The sequence below is a fragment of the Streptomyces sp. x-80 genome (genome assembly GCF_046549095.1).
Classification (GTDB): domain Bacteria; phylum Actinomycetota; class Actinomycetes; order Streptomycetales; family Streptomycetaceae; genus Streptomyces; species Streptomyces celluloflavus.
Map to the genome: position 1 here is coordinate 12,741 of NZ_JAJPWM010000031.1, position 16,269 is coordinate 29,009.

19 protein-coding genes are annotated in these 16,269 nt (G+C 67.6%); 3 read left to right on the plus strand and 16 right to left on the minus strand.

Annotated features, from left to right (window positions below):
• Positions 1-24: 24 nt before the first annotated feature.
• The 16 genes from ACLJWH_RS38105 to ACLJWH_RS38180 all read right to left on the minus strand — a co-directional run bounded on the left by ACLJWH_RS38105 (position 25) and on the right by ACLJWH_RS38180 (position 14,992).
• The gene (locus ACLJWH_RS38105) at positions 25-897 is read right to left on the minus strand and encodes an ATP/GTP-binding protein (protein ID WP_411146394.1); all 873 of its coding nucleotides are present in this window, start codon (positions 895-897) and stop codon (positions 25-27) included.
• On the minus strand, positions 891-1,481 hold the full coding sequence (locus ACLJWH_RS38110; protein WP_411146395.1) for a hypothetical protein: 591 nt from the start codon (positions 1,479-1,481) through the stop codon (positions 891-893). The genes ACLJWH_RS38105 and ACLJWH_RS38110 overlap by 7 nt, the downstream gene beginning before the upstream one ends.
• A gap of 258 nt (positions 1,482-1,739) precedes the next feature.
• The gene (locus ACLJWH_RS38115; protein WP_411146396.1) at positions 1,740-2,621 is read right to left on the minus strand and encodes a hypothetical protein; all 882 of its coding nucleotides are present in this window, start codon (positions 2,619-2,621) and stop codon (positions 1,740-1,742) included.
• A 109-nt stretch (positions 2,622-2,730) separates the two neighbouring features.
• Positions 2,731-3,348 (minus strand): hypothetical protein, encoded by a 618-nt coding sequence (locus ACLJWH_RS38120; RefSeq protein WP_411146397.1) that lies wholly within the window; start codon positions 3,346-3,348, stop codon positions 2,731-2,733.
• A 17-nt stretch (positions 3,349-3,365) separates the two neighbouring features.
• Positions 3,366-4,343, minus strand: coding sequence for a replication-relaxation family protein (locus ACLJWH_RS38125; protein ID WP_411146398.1), 978 nt, complete (start codon positions 4,341-4,343; stop codon positions 3,366-3,368).
• A gap of 23 nt (positions 4,344-4,366) precedes the next feature.
• Positions 4,367-6,592, minus strand: a complete 2,226-nt coding sequence (locus ACLJWH_RS38130) for an ATP/GTP-binding protein (RefSeq protein WP_411146399.1) — start codon at positions 6,590-6,592, stop codon at positions 4,367-4,369.
• Positions 6,589-7,080: a hypothetical protein gene (locus ACLJWH_RS38135; protein ID WP_411146400.1), complete on the minus strand. Its 492-nt coding sequence runs from the start codon at positions 7,078-7,080 to the stop codon at positions 6,589-6,591. Before ACLJWH_RS38135 ends, ACLJWH_RS38130 begins: the two co-directional genes overlap by 4 nt.
• A 282-nt stretch (positions 7,081-7,362) precedes the next feature.
• Positions 7,363-8,171 (minus strand): IS5 family transposase gene (locus ACLJWH_RS38140; RefSeq protein ID WP_411146401.1). Its coding sequence is split into 2 segments (ribosomal slippage): positions 7,363-7,832 and positions 7,832-8,171, totalling 810 coding nucleotides; the frame shifts between segments, so codons are not numbered across the junction.
• 454 nt (positions 8,172-8,625) lie between these two features.
• On the minus strand, positions 8,626-8,847 hold the full coding sequence (locus tag ACLJWH_RS38145) for a hypothetical protein (RefSeq protein WP_411146402.1): 222 nt from the start codon (positions 8,845-8,847) through the stop codon (positions 8,626-8,628).
• A gap of 97 nt (positions 8,848-8,944) precedes the next feature.
• The gene (locus tag ACLJWH_RS38150; RefSeq protein WP_411146403.1) at positions 8,945-9,568 is read right to left on the minus strand and encodes a hypothetical protein; all 624 of its coding nucleotides are present in this window, start codon (positions 9,566-9,568) and stop codon (positions 8,945-8,947) included.
• Entirely contained in the window at positions 9,565-10,224 is a 660-nt protein-coding gene (locus ACLJWH_RS38155) for a hypothetical protein (protein WP_411146404.1), read from the minus strand. The genes ACLJWH_RS38150 and ACLJWH_RS38155 overlap by 4 nt, the downstream gene beginning before the upstream one ends.
• A gap of 478 nt (positions 10,225-10,702) precedes the next feature.
• Positions 10,703-11,863, minus strand: a complete 1,161-nt coding sequence (gene tgmC, locus ACLJWH_RS38160; RefSeq protein WP_411146405.1) for an ATP-grasp peptide maturase system methyltransferase — start codon at positions 11,861-11,863, stop codon at positions 10,703-10,705.
• Positions 11,860-12,825, minus strand: a complete 966-nt coding sequence (tgmB, locus tag ACLJWH_RS38165) for an ATP-grasp ribosomal peptide maturase (protein ID WP_411146406.1) — start codon at positions 12,823-12,825, stop codon at positions 11,860-11,862. The genes tgmC and tgmB overlap by 4 nt, the downstream gene beginning before the upstream one ends.
• 1 nt (position 12,826) lies before the next feature.
• Positions 12,827-13,093 carry a putative ATP-grasp-modified RiPP gene (gene tgmA, locus ACLJWH_RS38170; RefSeq protein WP_411146407.1) on the minus strand — a complete coding sequence of 89 codons (267 nt, stop codon included), beginning with the start codon at positions 13,091-13,093 and terminating at the stop codon, positions 12,827-12,829.
• 829 nt (positions 13,094-13,922) lie between these two features.
• On the minus strand, positions 13,923-14,141 hold the full coding sequence (locus ACLJWH_RS38175; protein WP_411146408.1) for a DUF397 domain-containing protein: 219 nt from the start codon (positions 14,139-14,141) through the stop codon (positions 13,923-13,925).
• Positions 14,138-14,992: a helix-turn-helix domain-containing protein gene (locus ACLJWH_RS38180; RefSeq protein WP_411146409.1), complete on the minus strand. Its 855-nt coding sequence runs from the start codon at positions 14,990-14,992 to the stop codon at positions 14,138-14,140. Before ACLJWH_RS38180 ends, ACLJWH_RS38175 begins: the two co-directional genes overlap by 4 nt.
• A 246-nt stretch (positions 14,993-15,238) precedes the next feature.
• Between ACLJWH_RS38180 and ACLJWH_RS38185 the strand changes: the two genes are divergently transcribed.
• From ACLJWH_RS38185 to ACLJWH_RS38195, 3 genes are read left to right on the plus strand one after another with little or no spacing between them, the layout of a single operon-like run.
• Complete coding sequence (locus ACLJWH_RS38185; protein WP_411146410.1) at positions 15,239-15,688, plus strand: ATP-binding protein; 450 nt, start codon at positions 15,239-15,241, stop codon at positions 15,686-15,688.
• A complete protein-coding gene (locus ACLJWH_RS38190) occupies positions 15,685-15,885 on the plus strand; it encodes a hypothetical protein (protein ID WP_411146411.1) in 201 nt (66 codons plus the stop codon). Before ACLJWH_RS38185 ends, ACLJWH_RS38190 begins: the two co-directional genes overlap by 4 nt.
• Positions 15,882-16,217 (plus strand): hypothetical protein, encoded by a 336-nt coding sequence (locus tag ACLJWH_RS38195; RefSeq protein WP_411146412.1) that lies wholly within the window; start codon positions 15,882-15,884, stop codon positions 16,215-16,217. The genes ACLJWH_RS38190 and ACLJWH_RS38195 overlap by 4 nt, the downstream gene beginning before the upstream one ends.
• The last annotated feature ends 52 nt before the right edge of the window (positions 16,218-16,269 follow it).

Consider the following 16,269-nt stretch of genomic DNA (forward strand, 5'->3'; position numbering starts at 1 on the left):
TCCGTTACGTGCTGGTCCGCGGAACTAGTTGAGGACCTTGAGCTGGCCGATGCTGACCTGGGTCTGCGACTGGCGGGTCTGGGTGAGCTGACCGGTCTGGCCACCGCCACGCCAGTTGATGCTCCAGGTAGCGGTGGCGGTGATCGGATACTTCTTGCCCGGCTCGTCCTTCGAGGAGCGGTGGTAGCGATATCCGCAGTCCGGCGAACTCTGCTTCCCGTAGGACGACTTATAGGGCGTGCCGGCCGTGGTGCAGGTGACCTGGTGGCCATCGCCCATGTCCCACACGATCTGGTCGACCTTCGCCGTGGCGGTGACCGTGACCGCGCCCGTGGACGCCGTGGCCGTGTTGGGCCCGTACGTCTCCGCGGTGTTGGCGGTCCACATCCACACCGGCAGCCTCACCAGGCCGTTACCGCCCGGCTTCGGCACGATGCCGATGTCCGGGCCGCGCAGCCGCATCTTGTCCACTGCTCGCTTGGCGAGGACGGCGGGGTCGACGCCGCCCTTGGGCGGGTCGGCCGCCCACACCATCCTCACAGTTGAGAAGTCGTCGCTGTTCTTGTAGCGGCAGGTCTGTTCGTACACGGCGCCGTCACCAGGCTTGTGGCTTTCCCAGTCCGGGCTTCCCACCGGAGGCTGGGGGGCCGCCGTCTTGTAGGTGCAGGTCACCGGTGAGGTGCGGCCTTTGCCGTCACTGCTGTTGCTTCCGCCCGTGTTCGTCTGCTGGCCGCGGCCGGAACTGCCCGGCTCCTTGGCTTCCACCCGGCAGGAGAACATGGTGCAGTCTGCGCTGCCGGTACCGGGCTTCGAATTGTCCGCGGCATAGGCGTTCCCGGAGACGGGGGCAGCGATCAGGAGGGCGGCGGTAATGGCGGCGCTGCGCCGCCTCAGCATCGCCGGTCCTGGGGCTCGTCACGGGTGACGCGCCAGCCTTCGGGCCAGCGCTCGACCGTGGACTGGATGACGTACTTGGTCAGGCGGTTCGCCGGCAGCGTGACCGGTTTCTTGGTGTCGGCCTTGACCGTTTTCCACTTTGAGATGTCCAGGCAACTGGAGATGACCGCGTAGTCCAGCTTGCCGTGCGTGACGACCTTGGTGACCGTCGGGTCCTTGACGGTGACTTGGCCCGTGAGCAAGAGGCCACGGTCGTGGGCGCGCTTCGCGTCCTGCTCGGCGTTCTTCAACGCGGCGGATGCGGCGTAGTGCTTGAGGTTCGCGCTCTTGCCGCTGCGGTCGGCGTAGAGCTTCTCCACCTCCTTCCAGTAGGACTGGTAGGTGGCGATGGCGTCCTTCTTGGCGGTCTCGGTGGGGTCCGCCGGCTTGGTCGGCTGGGCCGCCAACGGTGTAGGAGAAGCCTTCGGATCGTCAGAGGCGCCGCTGCACGAGGTGACCGCCAATGCGCAACCCGCGGTAAACAGCGCGATCATGCTGTTCTTGAGCGGCATGCGGTACCGGTCCCGGCTCTGTGCGGTTCGCATCAGTGCTCCCTCCCCTAGGGCGCGATCTACAAGCACTTTTCGTAAGTATGTTGCTGTGGAACGGTTTTCTTGATCACTCACCGCAGGGGCGGGAATGAGCCATGCAGGTGGCCGGACCTGCACGATACCTGCGAATTTGCAGACCGCGAAGTCTGTTTTTGTGGGACGGTCAACGCATCTCCGGCAATTCGGTGCGGAGCGGTAGCCGACTTCCCAGCGCGGGCTCCGCGAGATGTGACGAGGATCCCGATATCACACCTAGTCAGCGATCTTGCCCTCGAAGGTGGCCTCAGCGTTCCCCAGGTCGGTCACTTCGACCGTCACCGACTCCGCCTTAGCCCCCTTGGGCAACGAGAAATAGAACGTGTGGGTAGCGCCCCGCTGCGGAGCGATGAAACCGGTGTCGGCGGCGTCGGCCCCACCCGGGATCAGTTCCGCCTCCTTCAGCTCGTCTCCGTAGTAGACGCGCAGGCTCTTCTTCATCGGCGTGTAGGGCAGATCCGCCACCGCCGCGGCATTGCGCACGGTCAGTTCCCCGGAGTACGTCGCCCGACCGTCAGCGGTGCCCTCCGGCCGGACGTGATCGACGGTCATCTGCGGATCCGCCTTCCACTGACCGAACGCCAGAGCCTTGTCGGTGTCCGGTGCCGACCGCGGACGAAGGATGGAGTCCTTGCGGGCAGCTGCCCCAGGAAACGGGCCCTCGAAAAAGTCGACGTTACCGGTGTCCCCGAACATCGTCGACGGGCGCGTGGTGATGGTGACCGGCTCTCCGGCCGCGTCGGCCGGTACCGCGACACCCACGGTCAGCGTATAGGCCCCGCCGGGCTTGACCCGCGGCGGATCGTCGCTGATCGTGTCGGGAATCCCCTCGATGCCGGCGTCGGTGAACTCGGCGGCGGGCCGTCCCATTGCCCCGTACCGGACAGTGGGGGAGAGGTCCAGCAGCTGCTGGACCTCGCTGGTCTTGTTGCTGATCGTCCAGGTCATCTTCGCCGCACGCCACCCACGCGGCACGCCCTTGGCCCTGGCGGTCGGCGTCACCTGCGTTAACGCAGAGGGAGTCAGCTTCCAGGTCCCCTCTTCCGTGGTCACGCCGTCGCCGAGCTTGTACATGCCCTCGGGCAGCTCACGCTTCACCGGCTGCGACGCCTTCGGTTTGCTGTCGCCGGCGGGACGCTGCTTCGCGGGAGGGCCGCCAGCGCACCCCGTCACCAGCCCCGCCCGAGAACGACCCATCCGGCCTTCCTCACTGCTGCCCCCTCGCGTGCGACCACCAGGGCGTCGCACCCTGCCGGGGCGCTGATTGTGCCAGCCCAGAGGCTCCAAGATCAGCCTCACGAGAGATGGGGCTGGAATCCGACATTGGCGGTGCCGGCGCCTTGGCTTCGACCTCTCCTTCGAACGTCCTTTGCGACCACCACTGCTCGGGTGCCGGTTGCGCCGGCACCGCCTCTTCAGGATCCGCACCGCCGCGAGAGGCGGCCGGCCCCGATGCCCGCGCATCCTGCTGCTCCGGCACACGACCACGGCGCGCGCGGTGGGCGTTGTCAGTCAGGAGATCGCCGATCGTGCCGAGGCCGCCGGTCTGGTGGTGCCAGCCGGCCAGCACTTCACGGACGATGGAGCGGGCCAGCAGTCGGTACGAGTCCGAGCACTGCTCCCGCTCGGACAGCCATGACAGATGCCGTGTGTGCGTGTGCAGGGCGATCATCTCGGTCACCAATGGCCCCAGCGGCTGCGCTACCACGGCGAAGTCCGCGCACCGCTCGGTATGCCGGTCCGGGAAGGCGGTGATGTCGACAACGGCAACGCCCATGGGCTCGGTCGGCACGCTGCGGCGCGCACGGCGAAGGAAGTTGAACATGTTTGTCTCTCCTCGGCTCAGACCATGGACGTGGCAGTGGCAGACGGGCGCAGCAGGACATCGGTCGGCTCGGGATCACCGAGGACCGGCGTGACGATCGGCGCGAACGGACCGTGGGTGCGGAGCTGTTCGAGGGTGGTCACTCCGGCCTGCAGGTCTGCGGCCGGTTGCAGACGGGCGTCCGCGGCCGCCAGGGCCCGTAGATCGTCGGTGCGCTTCGCCAGCTGGCTCGGTGAGGCGCCGTCCAGTACAAGCAGGATCCGAGGGAAGGACGGGTAGCGGGCGCGCCATGCCTCCCGCCGGTACCCGCCTGCCTTCGGCCGGCCGCGGCCCAGGGCAGGCTGGGGGATGTAGCGGGCGTAGCGGGCGTAGGCGTGCAGCTTCGCGGCCAGGCGGGCGATGCTCATCGTGGCGCGGTCGATCTCGCAGAAGAACGTCAGCAGCATCCGCTGCTGCTGCCCGCCGTCGGCGGTGGGGGTGGTGTGGATGTAGCGGAGCACCGAGTCCGGCACCAGGAACGCCTCGTCGCCCAGGCGGCTGTCGCCCTCGCGAACGCGGTGGGCGACCTCGGGGTCCCAGTCCAGCGGACCGCACTCGTCACCGAGGCGCCGGGCGTGCTGCACGAACGCCAGCCCCATGTCGTTCACTGCCAGGGTGTGCTCCTGCAGCTGGCTGGCAGCCGCGTCCTCCGTCATGCGGTAGGCCCGCGGCGCGAGCTCGCCGCCGCTCTCGACGACCTCGCAACCCAGCGCGGTCGTGTACCAAAGGAGTTCGCCGGCGCGGCTGGTACGCCGGACCGACGCATCGACCAGGCCGCGGCCGTGGAGCACCTCCAGCTGCCGGCGGATGTAGCGGGTGGAGGTGGCAGCCGGGCGCAGGAGCTGGGTGAGCTGGCCTGCGGTCAGCAGCCGGTGGCGGTAGAGCACGGGCAGGATCTCCTGTCCGAGCTGGGACAGGCCCCGGTCCGTGGGGTTCAGGAAGCGCGGGCGTGGCATCGGGAGCCTTTCTGGGAGAGGGGTCAGACGGGGCGGAGCGTGCGGACAACGTCGCCGGAGCTGTGGCCGGACGGGCGCGGTGGTTGTGTTCGGCCTGTGGTGAGGTGGGTGAGGATCGCGTCATCCAGGCCGCGCTGGGTGGCGAGGATTTCGCCGATCGTGAGGCGGTCCAGGTTCTTGTCGATCGCCGCGTCCAGGGCTGGCAGTCCCGCTTCGTTGCGGTAGTCGGCGTAGACCTCATCCACCGGGACGCCGCGGATCCTGAAGGGCGTGGTGCGTTTGCCGCGGAGCATGACCGACTGGATGTATTCGTACTTGTCCAGGCCCAGTACCGTCTCCGCGTCGATCCCCGGCAGGCGCTTGGCCACGAAGGCGGCCTCGTCGAAGTCCGCGGCCGTCGCCGACAACAGGCTCTGGTTCTGCATGAGGGCGGCCCGGGTCTCGTTGGACAGCCGCATTGCCATCTGCGTCATCCCCATGAAGCGGACCTCGAATTTCCGCAGCTGCTCCAGGATCTTGGCGATGTGGCCGTGGGAGGCCCCGTCGACCGCGGTCAGCTCGTCCGCCCACGCCCAGTACGTCGCCAGGTCCTCGACGGGGGTGTCGATGCGGGAGGCCCCCGCTCGGAACAGGTCGAACAGCAGCAGCGCGGTGACCAGCTCGTCGCTCTCTCCGGTCCCGGACGGGCACACGAAGACGACCTGCCGCTCATCCATCGCCCGCCGCACGTCATACGCCGACCGCGGCGAGCCCAGAAAGGCCCTGAGAGAAAGGGAGTTGTCGAGCCGGTAGAGAGCGTTGGTCACCGGATTGAGCGCGCCGGCTTCCATATGGGGGAAGGACTTGCGCCAGAACACGGCTTCAGCCGGATCCAGGGCCGCCAGCACCGCCTCACGCCATTCCTCATCCTCCAGCAGCGTCTTGACCTGAAAGATGGTCGGCTGCAGCTGCGGATGCCCGCTGGCCACAAGGTGGTGTGAGAGGTGGGCGAGGGTGCGCGCCGTGCTGGACAGAAGAGTTCTGGCCCGGGTCGCGCCTTCTCCCCACGCATGAGCGGAGGCGATCGCACCCACCACCGAGCCGACGACGTCCTGCACCTCCTCGATGGGCCGGCCCTCCATGGACAGCGGATTCCAGCACGCCATCCGGTCATCCATGGACGGGCGGGCCAGGTTGATCTCCCACACCCGGCCGGCGACCGCGGGATGTGCAAGGTAGGGGCGGGCCCGCTGCCACGCCGCACCGTGCGGGTCGAGGAACCAGGCACCGTCGCCCGCGTAGGCACGGGCCAGGCACTCCACGAGCGCCTTCTCCGTCTTCCCGAACCCCGACTTCCCGTAGGAGGCCCCGAAAAGCACGTCCTTCGCGTAGGCACCTGCCAGCCGCTCAGTGCCGTCGGGGCCCGTCACCCGACCCAGCGGAAAGACATCGCGCTGCCCCGTCCACGTCGGCAGTGCGGCCGGAGCTGGCGGAACGACACCGCCGCAGCGGGCCACATTGGGCGCGTCGCAACGGGCGGTGGGCGGCTTGAGCAGACCGGCGATCTCCTGCCACGTCACCCACTGCCGACGGGCAGGCGCGAAGTCCCCCCGCTCCACACGCCGGTCGAAACTGCTTCGCAGCCACCACATATTCGAATACCGACGCCACGGGCCCCACTTCGGGCCGACCGGCACAAAGCGGTTCTCACCGCTGAACGCCTCCATCGCCGCCAGCATCTGATGCAGGCGCGCCTGCGCCTGCTGCGGATGCCGGGCCACACACCGCATCAGCACCTGGACGGCGAACACCTGCGCATCCGCACCGGGAGTGAACTTCCCTACCCCCTCCGACAGGTCACTCTGCCGCGGCACCCGCACCGTCCGCTTGACACCTCCACCTGCCGAGACGCCCAGGCCGTCGCGCAGGATCTCCATCGCTCCGCCCGCGCGGCCAGCCCCGCCGAGTTGCTCGCCGTACGCGGAAGGCCCGCGCCGGGTGGCGCGCCGCATCAGGGCACGGCGCCGCCGGGCTACCTTCCGGCCGGGCACCGGGACCAGGTCGACAACCAGCTCGGCCTCTTCACCGGCCTCGGTGCGCACCTGGGCGCACACCGCAGCCAGGTGCTCCAGAGGGTCGGGGTCCAGCCCGGCCTTGCCCAGCGGGCGGTGATCCGGTCCGGCTAGCACCAGCTCAGCCCGCGCCACGTAGCGAGGCCCTTCCACGCTGCTGTTCTTGGCGGCGGGCTTGGTGAGGTTGACGGTGCTCACCACGAGCCACCTCGCTTCAGCGGCGCAGCGCCGGCGAACCGGATGCGCCAGCGTCGCTCGGAGGGAGCGCGAGGAGCGACAACTTCGACCCGCCGGTACCCGGATCGCCGCAGTACTCCAGCTGAGCGCTCCGGCCCCTCCCACCAGTAGTGCAGGCGCCCCTCCTCACCCGCCGCGACCCGTATGCGCACCGCGGCCGCGCGCCGGGGAAGCGCCCCGCCGGCCGAGCGCACGCTGGCCAGCCGGCCCGCGACGCGCCCCACCTCCAGCAGCTCTGGGTCGAACGTGGCCGCCGGCACCAGCTCCACCCGAGTACGACCGACAAACTCGCGCACCGCGCGACGGCGCCACCACACCGCGGCCGCAACCCACACACCCACAGCGGCAAGGGCAACAAGGGCGATCCACCACAGGCTCGCCAGACCGGCCCCTACCAGCGCCCACAGCCAGTCCCCCACCTCCGACGTACGCGGCAGGATGCCGGTCACCGCAGGTCCCGCTGGCTCGTCGTGACCCCGTACGAATTCATCTGCGCCTCCTCGCTGGGCAGGACACCTTGCCGCCTCAATACAGAGAAGGGAGCCGAATCCGACCCGATGTGACACCCGGGCTCGTCTTTTCTCTCCCTCCGCTGGGAGAGCGGCCTCGGCACGGTCAGCGACTGCACCGATGAGGGCCGGACGAGGGGCGGGCAGGACGCGCCGACCGAGCTGAGCCACGCACTGTGGCTCAGCTGCTGCCTCTTGGCGGGTCGCCCCTTACTGATCATTTCAGAATGCGGTTCGGAGTCGTCTCAAGCAGATGATGCTGCAGGCGAGTTGGAGCAGACCGAGATGGAGGTCGGCGCGTATCTCGTAGCGGATCCGAAGACGTTTGAACTGGTGCAGCCAGGCGAAGGTCCGCTCGACGACCCAGCGGGTCTTGCCCAGGCCGGAGCCGTGCGGGGTGCCGCGACGGGCGATCTTCGGTGTGATCCCACGAGCTCGGACGAGGCGGCGGTACTTGTCGAAGTCGTAGCCGCGGTCGGCGAAAAGCCGCCGGGGCCGGTGACGGGGTCGTCCTCGCAGGCCGCGGATGTGCGGAATGGCGTCCAGCAGTGGCATGAGCTGGGTGACGTCGTGGCGGTTCCCGCCGGTCAGAGAGACAGCGAGCGGGGTGCCGTGCCGGTCGACGATCAGGTGGTGCTTGCTGCCGGGACGGGCCCGGTCGACCGGCGAAGGTCCGGTGTGAGCCCCCCTTTGAGAGCCCTGACATGCGAGCCGTCCACTGCCGCGTCATCCATGTCCAGCAGACCGGCCGCCCGCAACTCCGCCAGAAGGACCTCGTGCAGACGAGGCCAGACACCGGCCTCGATCCAGTCCCTCAACCGCCGCCAAGCGGTCACCCCGCTGCAGCCGATCCTCTCCGCAGGCACATCCGCCCAGCTCACGCCCTTGCGCAGCACGTAGACGATGCCCCGCAAAGCAGCACGGTCATCCACCGGCAACCGCCCGGGATACCGATGCCGCCGAGGCGGACGAGGAGGCAGCAACGGAGCTATGCGTTCCCACAGGTCATCAGGCACAAGATCAGCAGACACCCGGCAGATCCTGCCGACACAACACTCAACTGCCAAGCCAACACACCGATCTCATTCTGAAATGATCAGTTAGCCCTGTGAAAATCGCGGTGCTCCTGTCTCTGGTCGCTGCCGAAGCGATGGTGATCCTCCCGTCGGGAACGCCGGCGTCGCCAGCAACTGCAGGCTGCCAAGCGACTGGACGACCGAGCGCGGCCGATCTGGACGTTGGTGGCGGCCCGCCTCACCGAGTACGACGCCCCGGGTCGGGTGCGCCTGCACTTCGAGGGAGCCGAGCAGACGATCGGCCGGCGCGACGGTCGCCAGGCGATTGCCGAACTGCGGTACGGCACTGTCCGGATGGCCATCGCACTACGGCCGCTGACACGGGCGTACCCGGCCGATCACGACCTCGCGGCAGCCCTGACCAGCGCATTCGAATCCCGAAGGCGGCTCCAAGGAAAGTCCAGGTTACCTAGCCCACGACCCGGGCTCTTTCATATGCCGGGACGCGGCGGGGGCGGAAGGCGATGATCTTCGCACTGTCCTGCGTGCCCGTTGCGTGCCCATCGTGTTCGGGAGCGGCTTCGGTCGGCCCGGCAAGCTGGGCGAGTGCCATCTGCGCGAGGTCCTCGACCGAGCGGCCGTCCCGCTCGGCGGCCTCGGCGATCCGCGCGACGAGGTGATCGAGAGCCAACTGCGCGACCTGCTCGACGCGCGGCTTGGCAGTCGCCTCGGGCGGTGTCGGTTCCGGGCGCCGAGTCCCGCCCCGCGGCACCACGGCGGCCGTCGCTTCAGCCGCCTCGCCACGGAATGAGCTTGAGCTCGTCCAGCGTGGTGCGGCGGAGAATGTTCGCGTCGTTGATCTCGATGTTCGTCTCGGCGATGCCGGCGAACATCTCGTCGAGGTGCTGCACAGCGAGTCGGTCGAGGCGGATGTGCCCGACTCGCGGTATGAGGTGCATGCGGAGATCGGTGTCATACCGGTTCTTCCCGCTTGTGCGAAGTCTCTTCTTACCGTCGAGCCACAGTTCGAGCCACTCGCCGACTGTCATGTGCTGCGTGAGCGACTGGCCTGTGCTGAACTTGCGCTTCGTCTCGTCGTAGTCGGGAAGCGGGTCCTTGCTCGCCTCGACCGTTTCGAGCATGTCGCCGAGTCGGCGCCGGCCCTCCTTGTCTTCCTTGCCGGCGATGTTGAGCAGGGCGCGGACCTTGTCGAGGTCGCCCTGCGCGTCGGTCTTGGTGTCGTAACCGGAGCGGCGGAAGAGGCGGCGCTCGCCGTCCTTGTTCGGCGGAAGTTCCTGCCGCACGGACCACACCCCGTGGGTGCGCTGCTTGAACTTCGGGCAGGCGGTGCCCAGTGGTTTGCCTGTCTCCTCGCTGCGGCAGCAGCAGCGTTTCGTTGTGGTGCCGTTCACTCGGTACCTCTCGGTTGAATGATGCTGGGGTCGGTGAGCATGTCGAGCCCCTGCATGTCCTCGATCAAGTCAGGTCGCAGCTCGGGGATGTGAAGGCCCGCGCGCGCCATGTCTTCGATGTGGTAGGCGAGTTCTTCGAGGCGTTGCGTGTAATCGGTCCATGCTTCGGTGTGGCCTCTCTTGTCTGCCTTGCGCTTGCCCGCGGCTTCGACCCGTAGATACGCCTTGTGGACTGCCTGACGGCGTCGCTCGAACTCGGGGTACAGGGAGGCCGGATAGGCGTTCTCGGCCCATGCAGCGGACCATTTCGGCCCATCCTCGCCGATCGGTTGAGACTCGGGGAAGTGCCGCCCGTCGACGGGTCCGCCGAGCGTCGGCATGTCCTCGCCGGTCCACCACTTCCACACGGTGTGCGGGTCGCGCGGGTCGCGGCCCGGAACGGTGGGCACCTGCTGCTCACTCCCCAGCGGGAGCGCGAGCAGCAGTGGGGGGACGGCGAGGGCGAGGCCGAGCACGAGCAGCTCGTCGACGGTCACCTCGCGGCGGCGGCTCCCGTCCGGTTTCCGGCGGCCCGACTCGATGCTGACGATCGCGGCGTACGTGAGGCCGGTCGCGCCGAGGCGCTCGCACTCGGCGGCGAGCTGCTCACGGGTCATCCCGCGGCGGGTGCGGTGGCGGCGGACTTGGGCGGCGATGGTGTCGCTCGCCGTTCGAGGATTGTGCATATGGCACAGTCAACTTTGCGTGTTGCGCAATGTCAACTGCTTCCGTTACGTTGCTGATCTCGAACAGAGGGGTTGAACGTGAGCAACGAAAGAGAGATGACGCACGGCGAGTTGATGGCCCTCCCGGTGACGATTTCCCTGGAGACGGCCAACCGAGCGTTGATGCTCGGCAGGACGACGGGCTACAGCCTCGCGAAGCGCGGGCAGTACCCCGTTCCACTCCTCCCCCGGGGGGCGCGGCTATGTGGTGTCGCGCTACCACCTGCACCGGTACCTCGGCGTTACCTCGGATGCAGTCGACCTGACGACGGTCTCAGCCGCGGCAGAGTAATGGGCGCGGGTCGAGCGTGTATGACTCCGCCCGCCGTCCTCATGGGGCGGCGGGCGGAAAGCCGTTTGGCGTGACAGGTCAGATAGGTAGGGGCCAGCTGGGTCCGTGAGGCGCCCGGAGCCACACCTTTTGGGCGTTCGGAGTGATGGTCAGGCCGAACTCGGACAGGAACGGCGAGTTGTGGCTCTGCCACGCGGTGACCGAGTCCTCGACGCTGTTCCAGAGGTTGAGCGGTCCGCGCTGGACCACGGTCCAGCCCTCGCCGTTGTCGGCCGTACGGACTCGCGCCTGTGACCCTGTGGCGACATCGAGCAGCACCTGCTCGGCACCCGCGCCGAGCCGTTCCGCTGAAGGCGCGGCGAGCTGCGCGACGAATCGGCCGGTCCAGTCGTCGAGCAGGGCGGGGTCGATCCGGCTTGGCCGCTCATCCCCCGGGAGAAGTTCGAATGGCCCATGTGGTGGGTGGTCATGAGGCCGGGCCATCATGAACGAGGTGTAACCGGGCAGAAAACGGCCCTCTGCGGTTCCACCGCCCTCGGCCGTGAGACGGACGAGCCCGTACGCGGCGCCCCAGCCGGAAAGGGTGACGAGCAGCGTGCCCCCGGGGGCGATCTGCTGAAGCAAGCCGTACGGAACGTGCCGCATCGAGCAGAACGCGATCACGATGTCGTAGGGGGCCCGGTCGGGGTAGCCGCGCAGGCCGTCGGCCGTGACAAGCGTCGGAGCGTAGCCCGCTTCACCGAGGGCCTTACGGGCGCGTTCGGCCGCATCCGCATCGGTCTCGACCGAGGTCACGTTCTTCTCGCCCGCGACCTCGGAGACGTAGGCAGTCGAGAGGCCCGTTCCAGTGCCGATGATGAGCACGCGTTTACCGCGGGCGACGCCGGCCTGCTCGATCATCCAGAGGACGACGCCGGGCAGAGTCGAGGACGAGGTCGGGTTGCCCCCGGCGATGGGGCCGACGGCGTCCTCGGCGAGTACGCCGTCGACCTGAGTCACCCATGTCTGATTCTGATACGTGAGGCGCAGCCACTCGCCGGCGGGCGTGTCGTCGCGGCGGGTGGGTGTCCAGACCGTGACGCCCGGAGGCTTGCTCGGCTTGTAGATCGCGCTGCCGAGGAACACCTCGCGGGGGACGGTTTCAGCCGCGCGGCGCACCTCGGGGTCGTGCAGCACGTCGTCGGCGACGAGCTGCTCGGCGAGCCGACGTCGTAGCTCGGCGGCAGTTTCCTCGGTCATGCGGTGTCGCCCTTCTGAAGGGTGTCGGCGAGTGCGCTCGCGATGGCGCGGGTTGTGGCTTCGTCGACGAACGCCCATTGCCCGTTGGGGTTGCACTCCAGGAACCACCATCGGCCGTCCGCATCGAGGGCGAAGTCGAAAGCGCCGAAGCGGAGCCCGAAGGTATGAAGGAAGGCGCGCGCGGCGTCGCGAACAGGGCCGGGCACAGGGAAGGGGGAGCAGGTGATCAGGCTTTGGTCCTGGCGCCAGTCGAGGTGATCGCCGCCGGTGTCGATGCGGCTCGCGAACGCTTCGTCTCCGACCATAGCGAGGCGGACGTCGGCAACCTTTGGCACGCAGGCTTGGAAGAGGTGAGGGCACAGCGCGATCGAGTCGTCGAGTTCGTCCGCCTGGACGGTGCGCACCCAGACAGTTCGGTTCCGGCCGTCCAGGCACGCAAGGTGCACTCGGTGCACAGGCTTGTAGATCACTGTCCCGTGCTCGGCCGTGAACTTGGCGGCGTCCGCCGGCACGTTGGTGATCAAGGTGTCGGGGAGAGTGAACCCCAAGCGTGCCGCAGTGGCGAGCTGGAGCGCCTTGTTCTCGGCGTCGCGGTTTCGCGTTGGGTGGTTGACGTACAGGGCCCCTGGGAGTGCGTGCAGCACTCCCATATAGCCGCGCCGAGACTGCTCGATCGCGAACCGCTGCTCGGGAGTCTCCGCCTCCTGCGTGCTACTGAAAGGCGTTGGGCGGCGCCAGTAGACAGAGCGGACGCCCGATAGGTCGAGACGCCGGGTCGATGTGATGACGTCACCAGTGAAGGCGCCTTGTTCGATCCGGGCGCTCATATTGGCGGTGTGGGGGAAGTCGGCGGAGGGGTCGAGCCGTACGGCCGGGACACCCCGGCCGTACAGCTCTTCCAACACCAGATCCGCCGTGACGTCACCAAGGGTGGTGACGACGAGAACCGGTGTATCGATCATGTCAGTCCGAGTCGCTGTCTTCGGTCAGGTCTTCGTCCGCGGGCGGGGGCGGGTTGGGACCACCACCGTCGGATGATGTCGCGGTCTGGTTGGCGGTGGACGTTCCCGTGCCGTGCCCGCCCATCTCGACGCGGTCGCCGTTCGTGTCGAGGTAGAGGGTTGTCTGCGTCTCCGGGTCTATCTCCGTCTCGACGTAGGGAACTTGGGTGGCATTGGGGTACAGCGCCAATCGCTGTATGCCCCAGGGCGCCGCTGTGGGAGTGGGCACGTTTCTCCTTCGCGATAGGTGTTCTTCGGGTGGTGCGGTCCGTCCTCGCGCTGTGCGTGGCCGGAAGTCTGAGGGAGGCGGCCGGCCTTGTTGCCGGTCCGCTTACGGCCTTGAACTCAACTCCGGATTGCAGGGTGAGGCGACGTATTGGCTCGACATGAATTGTCGAGCAGGAGGTATCTCGTCGGTCGCACAATCCATTCGAGCCGTACACTCGTGTGAAGAATCAGAGTGAATCCGCACGGCCCGTCACGATGAAGCGCGGCTATCGCCTGAATGCATCCAGTTTGAAGCCATTCGAAGGCGTGATTCATCTCGCGAGGGCTCGCGGCGGCAGCGTGGGCGGCCCGCACTTGAATGCGCAGTCTGCGAATTACCGCCTGAGGTGACTTGCACATTTCGAGAGCGAGCGGTTTTGGTCTGGCGGGGGAGCAAGCGCCGTATCTCAGGTATCCGAGCCAATAGCCACGCCGCACGCTGGCTTCGAGGTCTGTCTGCCTCGGCGTCCCTTGCTCGGTGCCCATACCTGGCTCCTGCTCGACGCGTCGTAGGTGCCCGTCCCTCCTGCCGTGCGATGAGCGGCAGGCAGAGGGCGCCCTCGGGACTCTCTCCCCAACAGGACCAGAGACAGGGAGAGCTGTGCCGTAGCGGGAATGGCCCTGTCGAGGAGTCGACCCGCTGCGACAACGGAGTGCGACCGTAGCGCCACGCATCGCGGGCCTGCAAGTGTGTACCGGTACAAGGATGCAGACTGGCATATGCAAAAACCCCCGCCCAGGTCAGGCGGGGGGGGGACACTTGCAGCGCACGCGGGCGCTTGGTGGGGTGGCTAGTTGACGAAGTGGTCGAACTCGCCGTTCTTCACGCCGGCGATGAAGGCGGCCATCTTCTCGCGGCTGGTCTTGATCGTGCTGCCGGGCTCGTCACTCTCGCGCATTATGACCTCGCCCTCGTGTAGTGCGACCTCGACGCAGTTCTCTCCTCCGCCCCCCGAGAAAGAAGACTTCTGCCAGTTGATCGGGTCGGTGCTCATGACCTTGTTTCTCACATTTCTCGTGCGATGTGGTGGATAAGCTGCCGCGACTCTGTTTCGTCCAGAGAGGCGCGTTCGGCGATGTCGATAAGGGCGCTGTACTTCTTCAGCTCTGCCTCTGCATCGAGGAACCTTCCGCCGAACGCGGCGTCGATTTGTACCGTGTCGAGCTGCGGCACGATCCCGGATGCGTACATGACGGGCTGGGTTACCTCGATGAACTTCTCGTTCGTGAAGGGGATCACGCGGACGATCACGGATGGCATGTGTGACACCTCGATGAGGTATTCGAGCTGTTCGCGGGCGACTTTCCTCCCGCCGAACCGCATCCGCAGGGCGGCCTCGTGCAGGATCGCCTCGTACGACGGCGGCGACGGGCGGTCGAAGATGCCCCGGCGCTTGAGCCGGTGCTCGACGCGGGCCTCGATCTCGTCCGGCGGAAGGGTCGGAATCACCCCTTCGAAGAGGGCGCGCGAGTAGTTCTCGGTCTGGAACGGCCCGGGCATTGTCGTGGACTGCATCGACCGGAGGGCGGTTGCGTGCATCTCCAGTTCGGCGATGTCCAGCCATCCGGGAGCGAGGATTCCTCGGTAGTCGTCGAACCAGTGCGTTCCCCTGCGCTCTGCGGCTATGGCGCACAGGGCATCGATCAGAGGTTCGTCGTCACATTGGTAGAACGTGGCCAACCTTCGGATGCGCTCTTCGCTGATCCCGAGGCGACCGGCCTCGATGTTGCTGATCCTGGCCGCATCGGTCGAGAGCAGGCCGCCGGCGTCGCGTGCAGTCTTGCCGGCGCGTTCGCGCAGCTTTCGCAGCTCAGCGCCCATGCGGATCTGTCGGGCGGTCGGATTACCCCTCGGCGGCATGTGTCCCTTCCCTCGTCACCCATGAGTTTGCCGGTAACGGCGTCACGGGTCCACCCGCTAGGCCGATCACCGGTACAGGGTTGTACCGGTACAGCCTTTTACCCTATGGTCCTGGCAGCGCCGCGCAGCACGCCAGGAAGACCCGAAGTGCAGTCATCTGCGCGCCCGTTGAGGGTGCCCCGGGGGATGGCCACAGCCACGGATGGCAGTGCAGCCGGAGCTCACGTCACGTTGGGAGACATCGACATGAGCAGGTCAGCACCACCACCACTCAGGAACTCGGCGATCCGGTTCGTCGTGCCGAACTCGGCCCTCGCCCCCAAGATCACGCGGGACCTCGTCGCGACGCTGCTTGTCGTGACCGGGCGCCCGACGCTCGTTGACACCGCGCGAGTCTGCGTCAGCGAGGTAATCACGAACGTGCGCCTTCATACCCGCACGACACTGGTGTACCTCGACATCACTCTGTGCCCGGGACGGGTCGCGGTCGCCGTCTGGGACGACGAGTGGGACAAACGACCGTCGGAAACCGCTGTGTACGACTTCCACAGCGACGAGGAGCGGGGGCGCGGCCTCCTACTCGTGCAGACGCTGTCTGCCGGCTGGGGCGTTACGTGGCCGGCGGACGGTGACCCGTCCCGTAAACGGGTCTGGTTCGTCCTCGACGAACCGGCGGTCGAGGCGGTCGCCGCATGACGAACGAGACCAAACCCGATGAGGAACCCGTCTATGTCGGGCGCGCGTACGGGCCGGTGGTGCGGCTGCACTTCCGCAAGGCGGGCGGGTTCGAGGAACTGTCCGAGGAACGCGCCCGACGCCTTGTGTTCGACCTCGCCGAAGTCCTCGGCCTGAATTCAATCGATCGCGCGCTGCGCGGGGAGGTGGCTGAATGATGGAAGGTATGGAACGCGCCGCCCTCGGATTCGTGATCATCTGCGCCTGCGTGGTCCTGCTCGCCCTGTTCGTCGTCTGGGCGATGATCCCGGGGCCGCACCGCGCCGAAACTGCTCTTCCCTCCGATGAGGAGGGGTTCAGCTACCGCTGTCACTGCTGGCGCGACCCGGTGACAGTGACGATCCGCACCGAGCAGGGCTCGCAGGCACGGCGCCGACACGCGCGCGAGGAACGACGCGCGCCCTTACGCCACCGCATCCGCCTCTTGTCGTCTCCCAACGTGGGGGCGGAGTGCGGACCGGGGGGAACTCCCGGGTCGGTGGCCGCTTAGGCGCCCGGTCCGGTGAACCCCAGAGGGGCCCTCGACGACTGTCCTCGTCGAG

What these genes read in the sequence shown, in the direction of transcription:
- ACLJWH_RS38105 (WP_411146394.1), bottom strand. Translation starts at nt 897, where the DNA reads ATGCTGAGGCGGCGCAGCGCCGCCATTACCGCCGCCCTCCTGATCGCT.
- ACLJWH_RS38110 (WP_411146395.1), bottom strand. Translation starts at nt 1,481, where the DNA reads ATGCGAACCGCACAGAGCCGGGACCGGTACCGCATGCCGCTCAAGAAC.
- ACLJWH_RS38120 (WP_411146397.1), bottom strand. Translation starts at nt 3,348, where the DNA reads ATGTTCAACTTCCTTCGCCGTGCGCGCCGCAGCGTGCCGACCGAGCCC.
- ACLJWH_RS38125 (WP_411146398.1), bottom strand. Translation starts at nt 4,343, where the DNA reads ATGCCACGCCCGCGCTTCCTGAACCCCACGGACCGGGGCCTGTCCCAG.
- ACLJWH_RS38155 (WP_411146404.1), bottom strand. Translation starts at nt 10,224, where the DNA reads ATGACCCGTGAGCAGCTCGCCGCCGAGTGCGAGCGCCTCGGCGCGACC.
- tgmC (WP_411146405.1), bottom strand. Translation starts at nt 11,863, where the DNA reads ATGACCGAGGAAACTGCCGCCGAGCTACGACGTCGGCTCGCCGAGCAG.
- tgmB (WP_411146406.1), bottom strand. Translation starts at nt 12,825, where the DNA reads ATGATCGATACACCGGTTCTCGTCGTCACCACCCTTGGTGACGTCACG.
- ACLJWH_RS38180 (WP_411146409.1), bottom strand. Translation starts at nt 14,992, where the DNA reads ATGCCGCCGAGGGGTAATCCGACCGCCCGACAGATCCGCATGGGCGCT.
- ACLJWH_RS38185 (WP_411146410.1), top strand. Translation starts at nt 15,239, where the DNA reads ATGAGCAGGTCAGCACCACCACCACTCAGGAACTCGGCGATCCGGTTC.
- ACLJWH_RS38190 (WP_411146411.1), top strand. Translation starts at nt 15,685, where the DNA reads ATGACGAACGAGACCAAACCCGATGAGGAACCCGTCTATGTCGGGCGC.
- ACLJWH_RS38195 (WP_411146412.1), top strand. Translation starts at nt 15,882, where the DNA reads ATGATGGAAGGTATGGAACGCGCCGCCCTCGGATTCGTGATCATCTGC.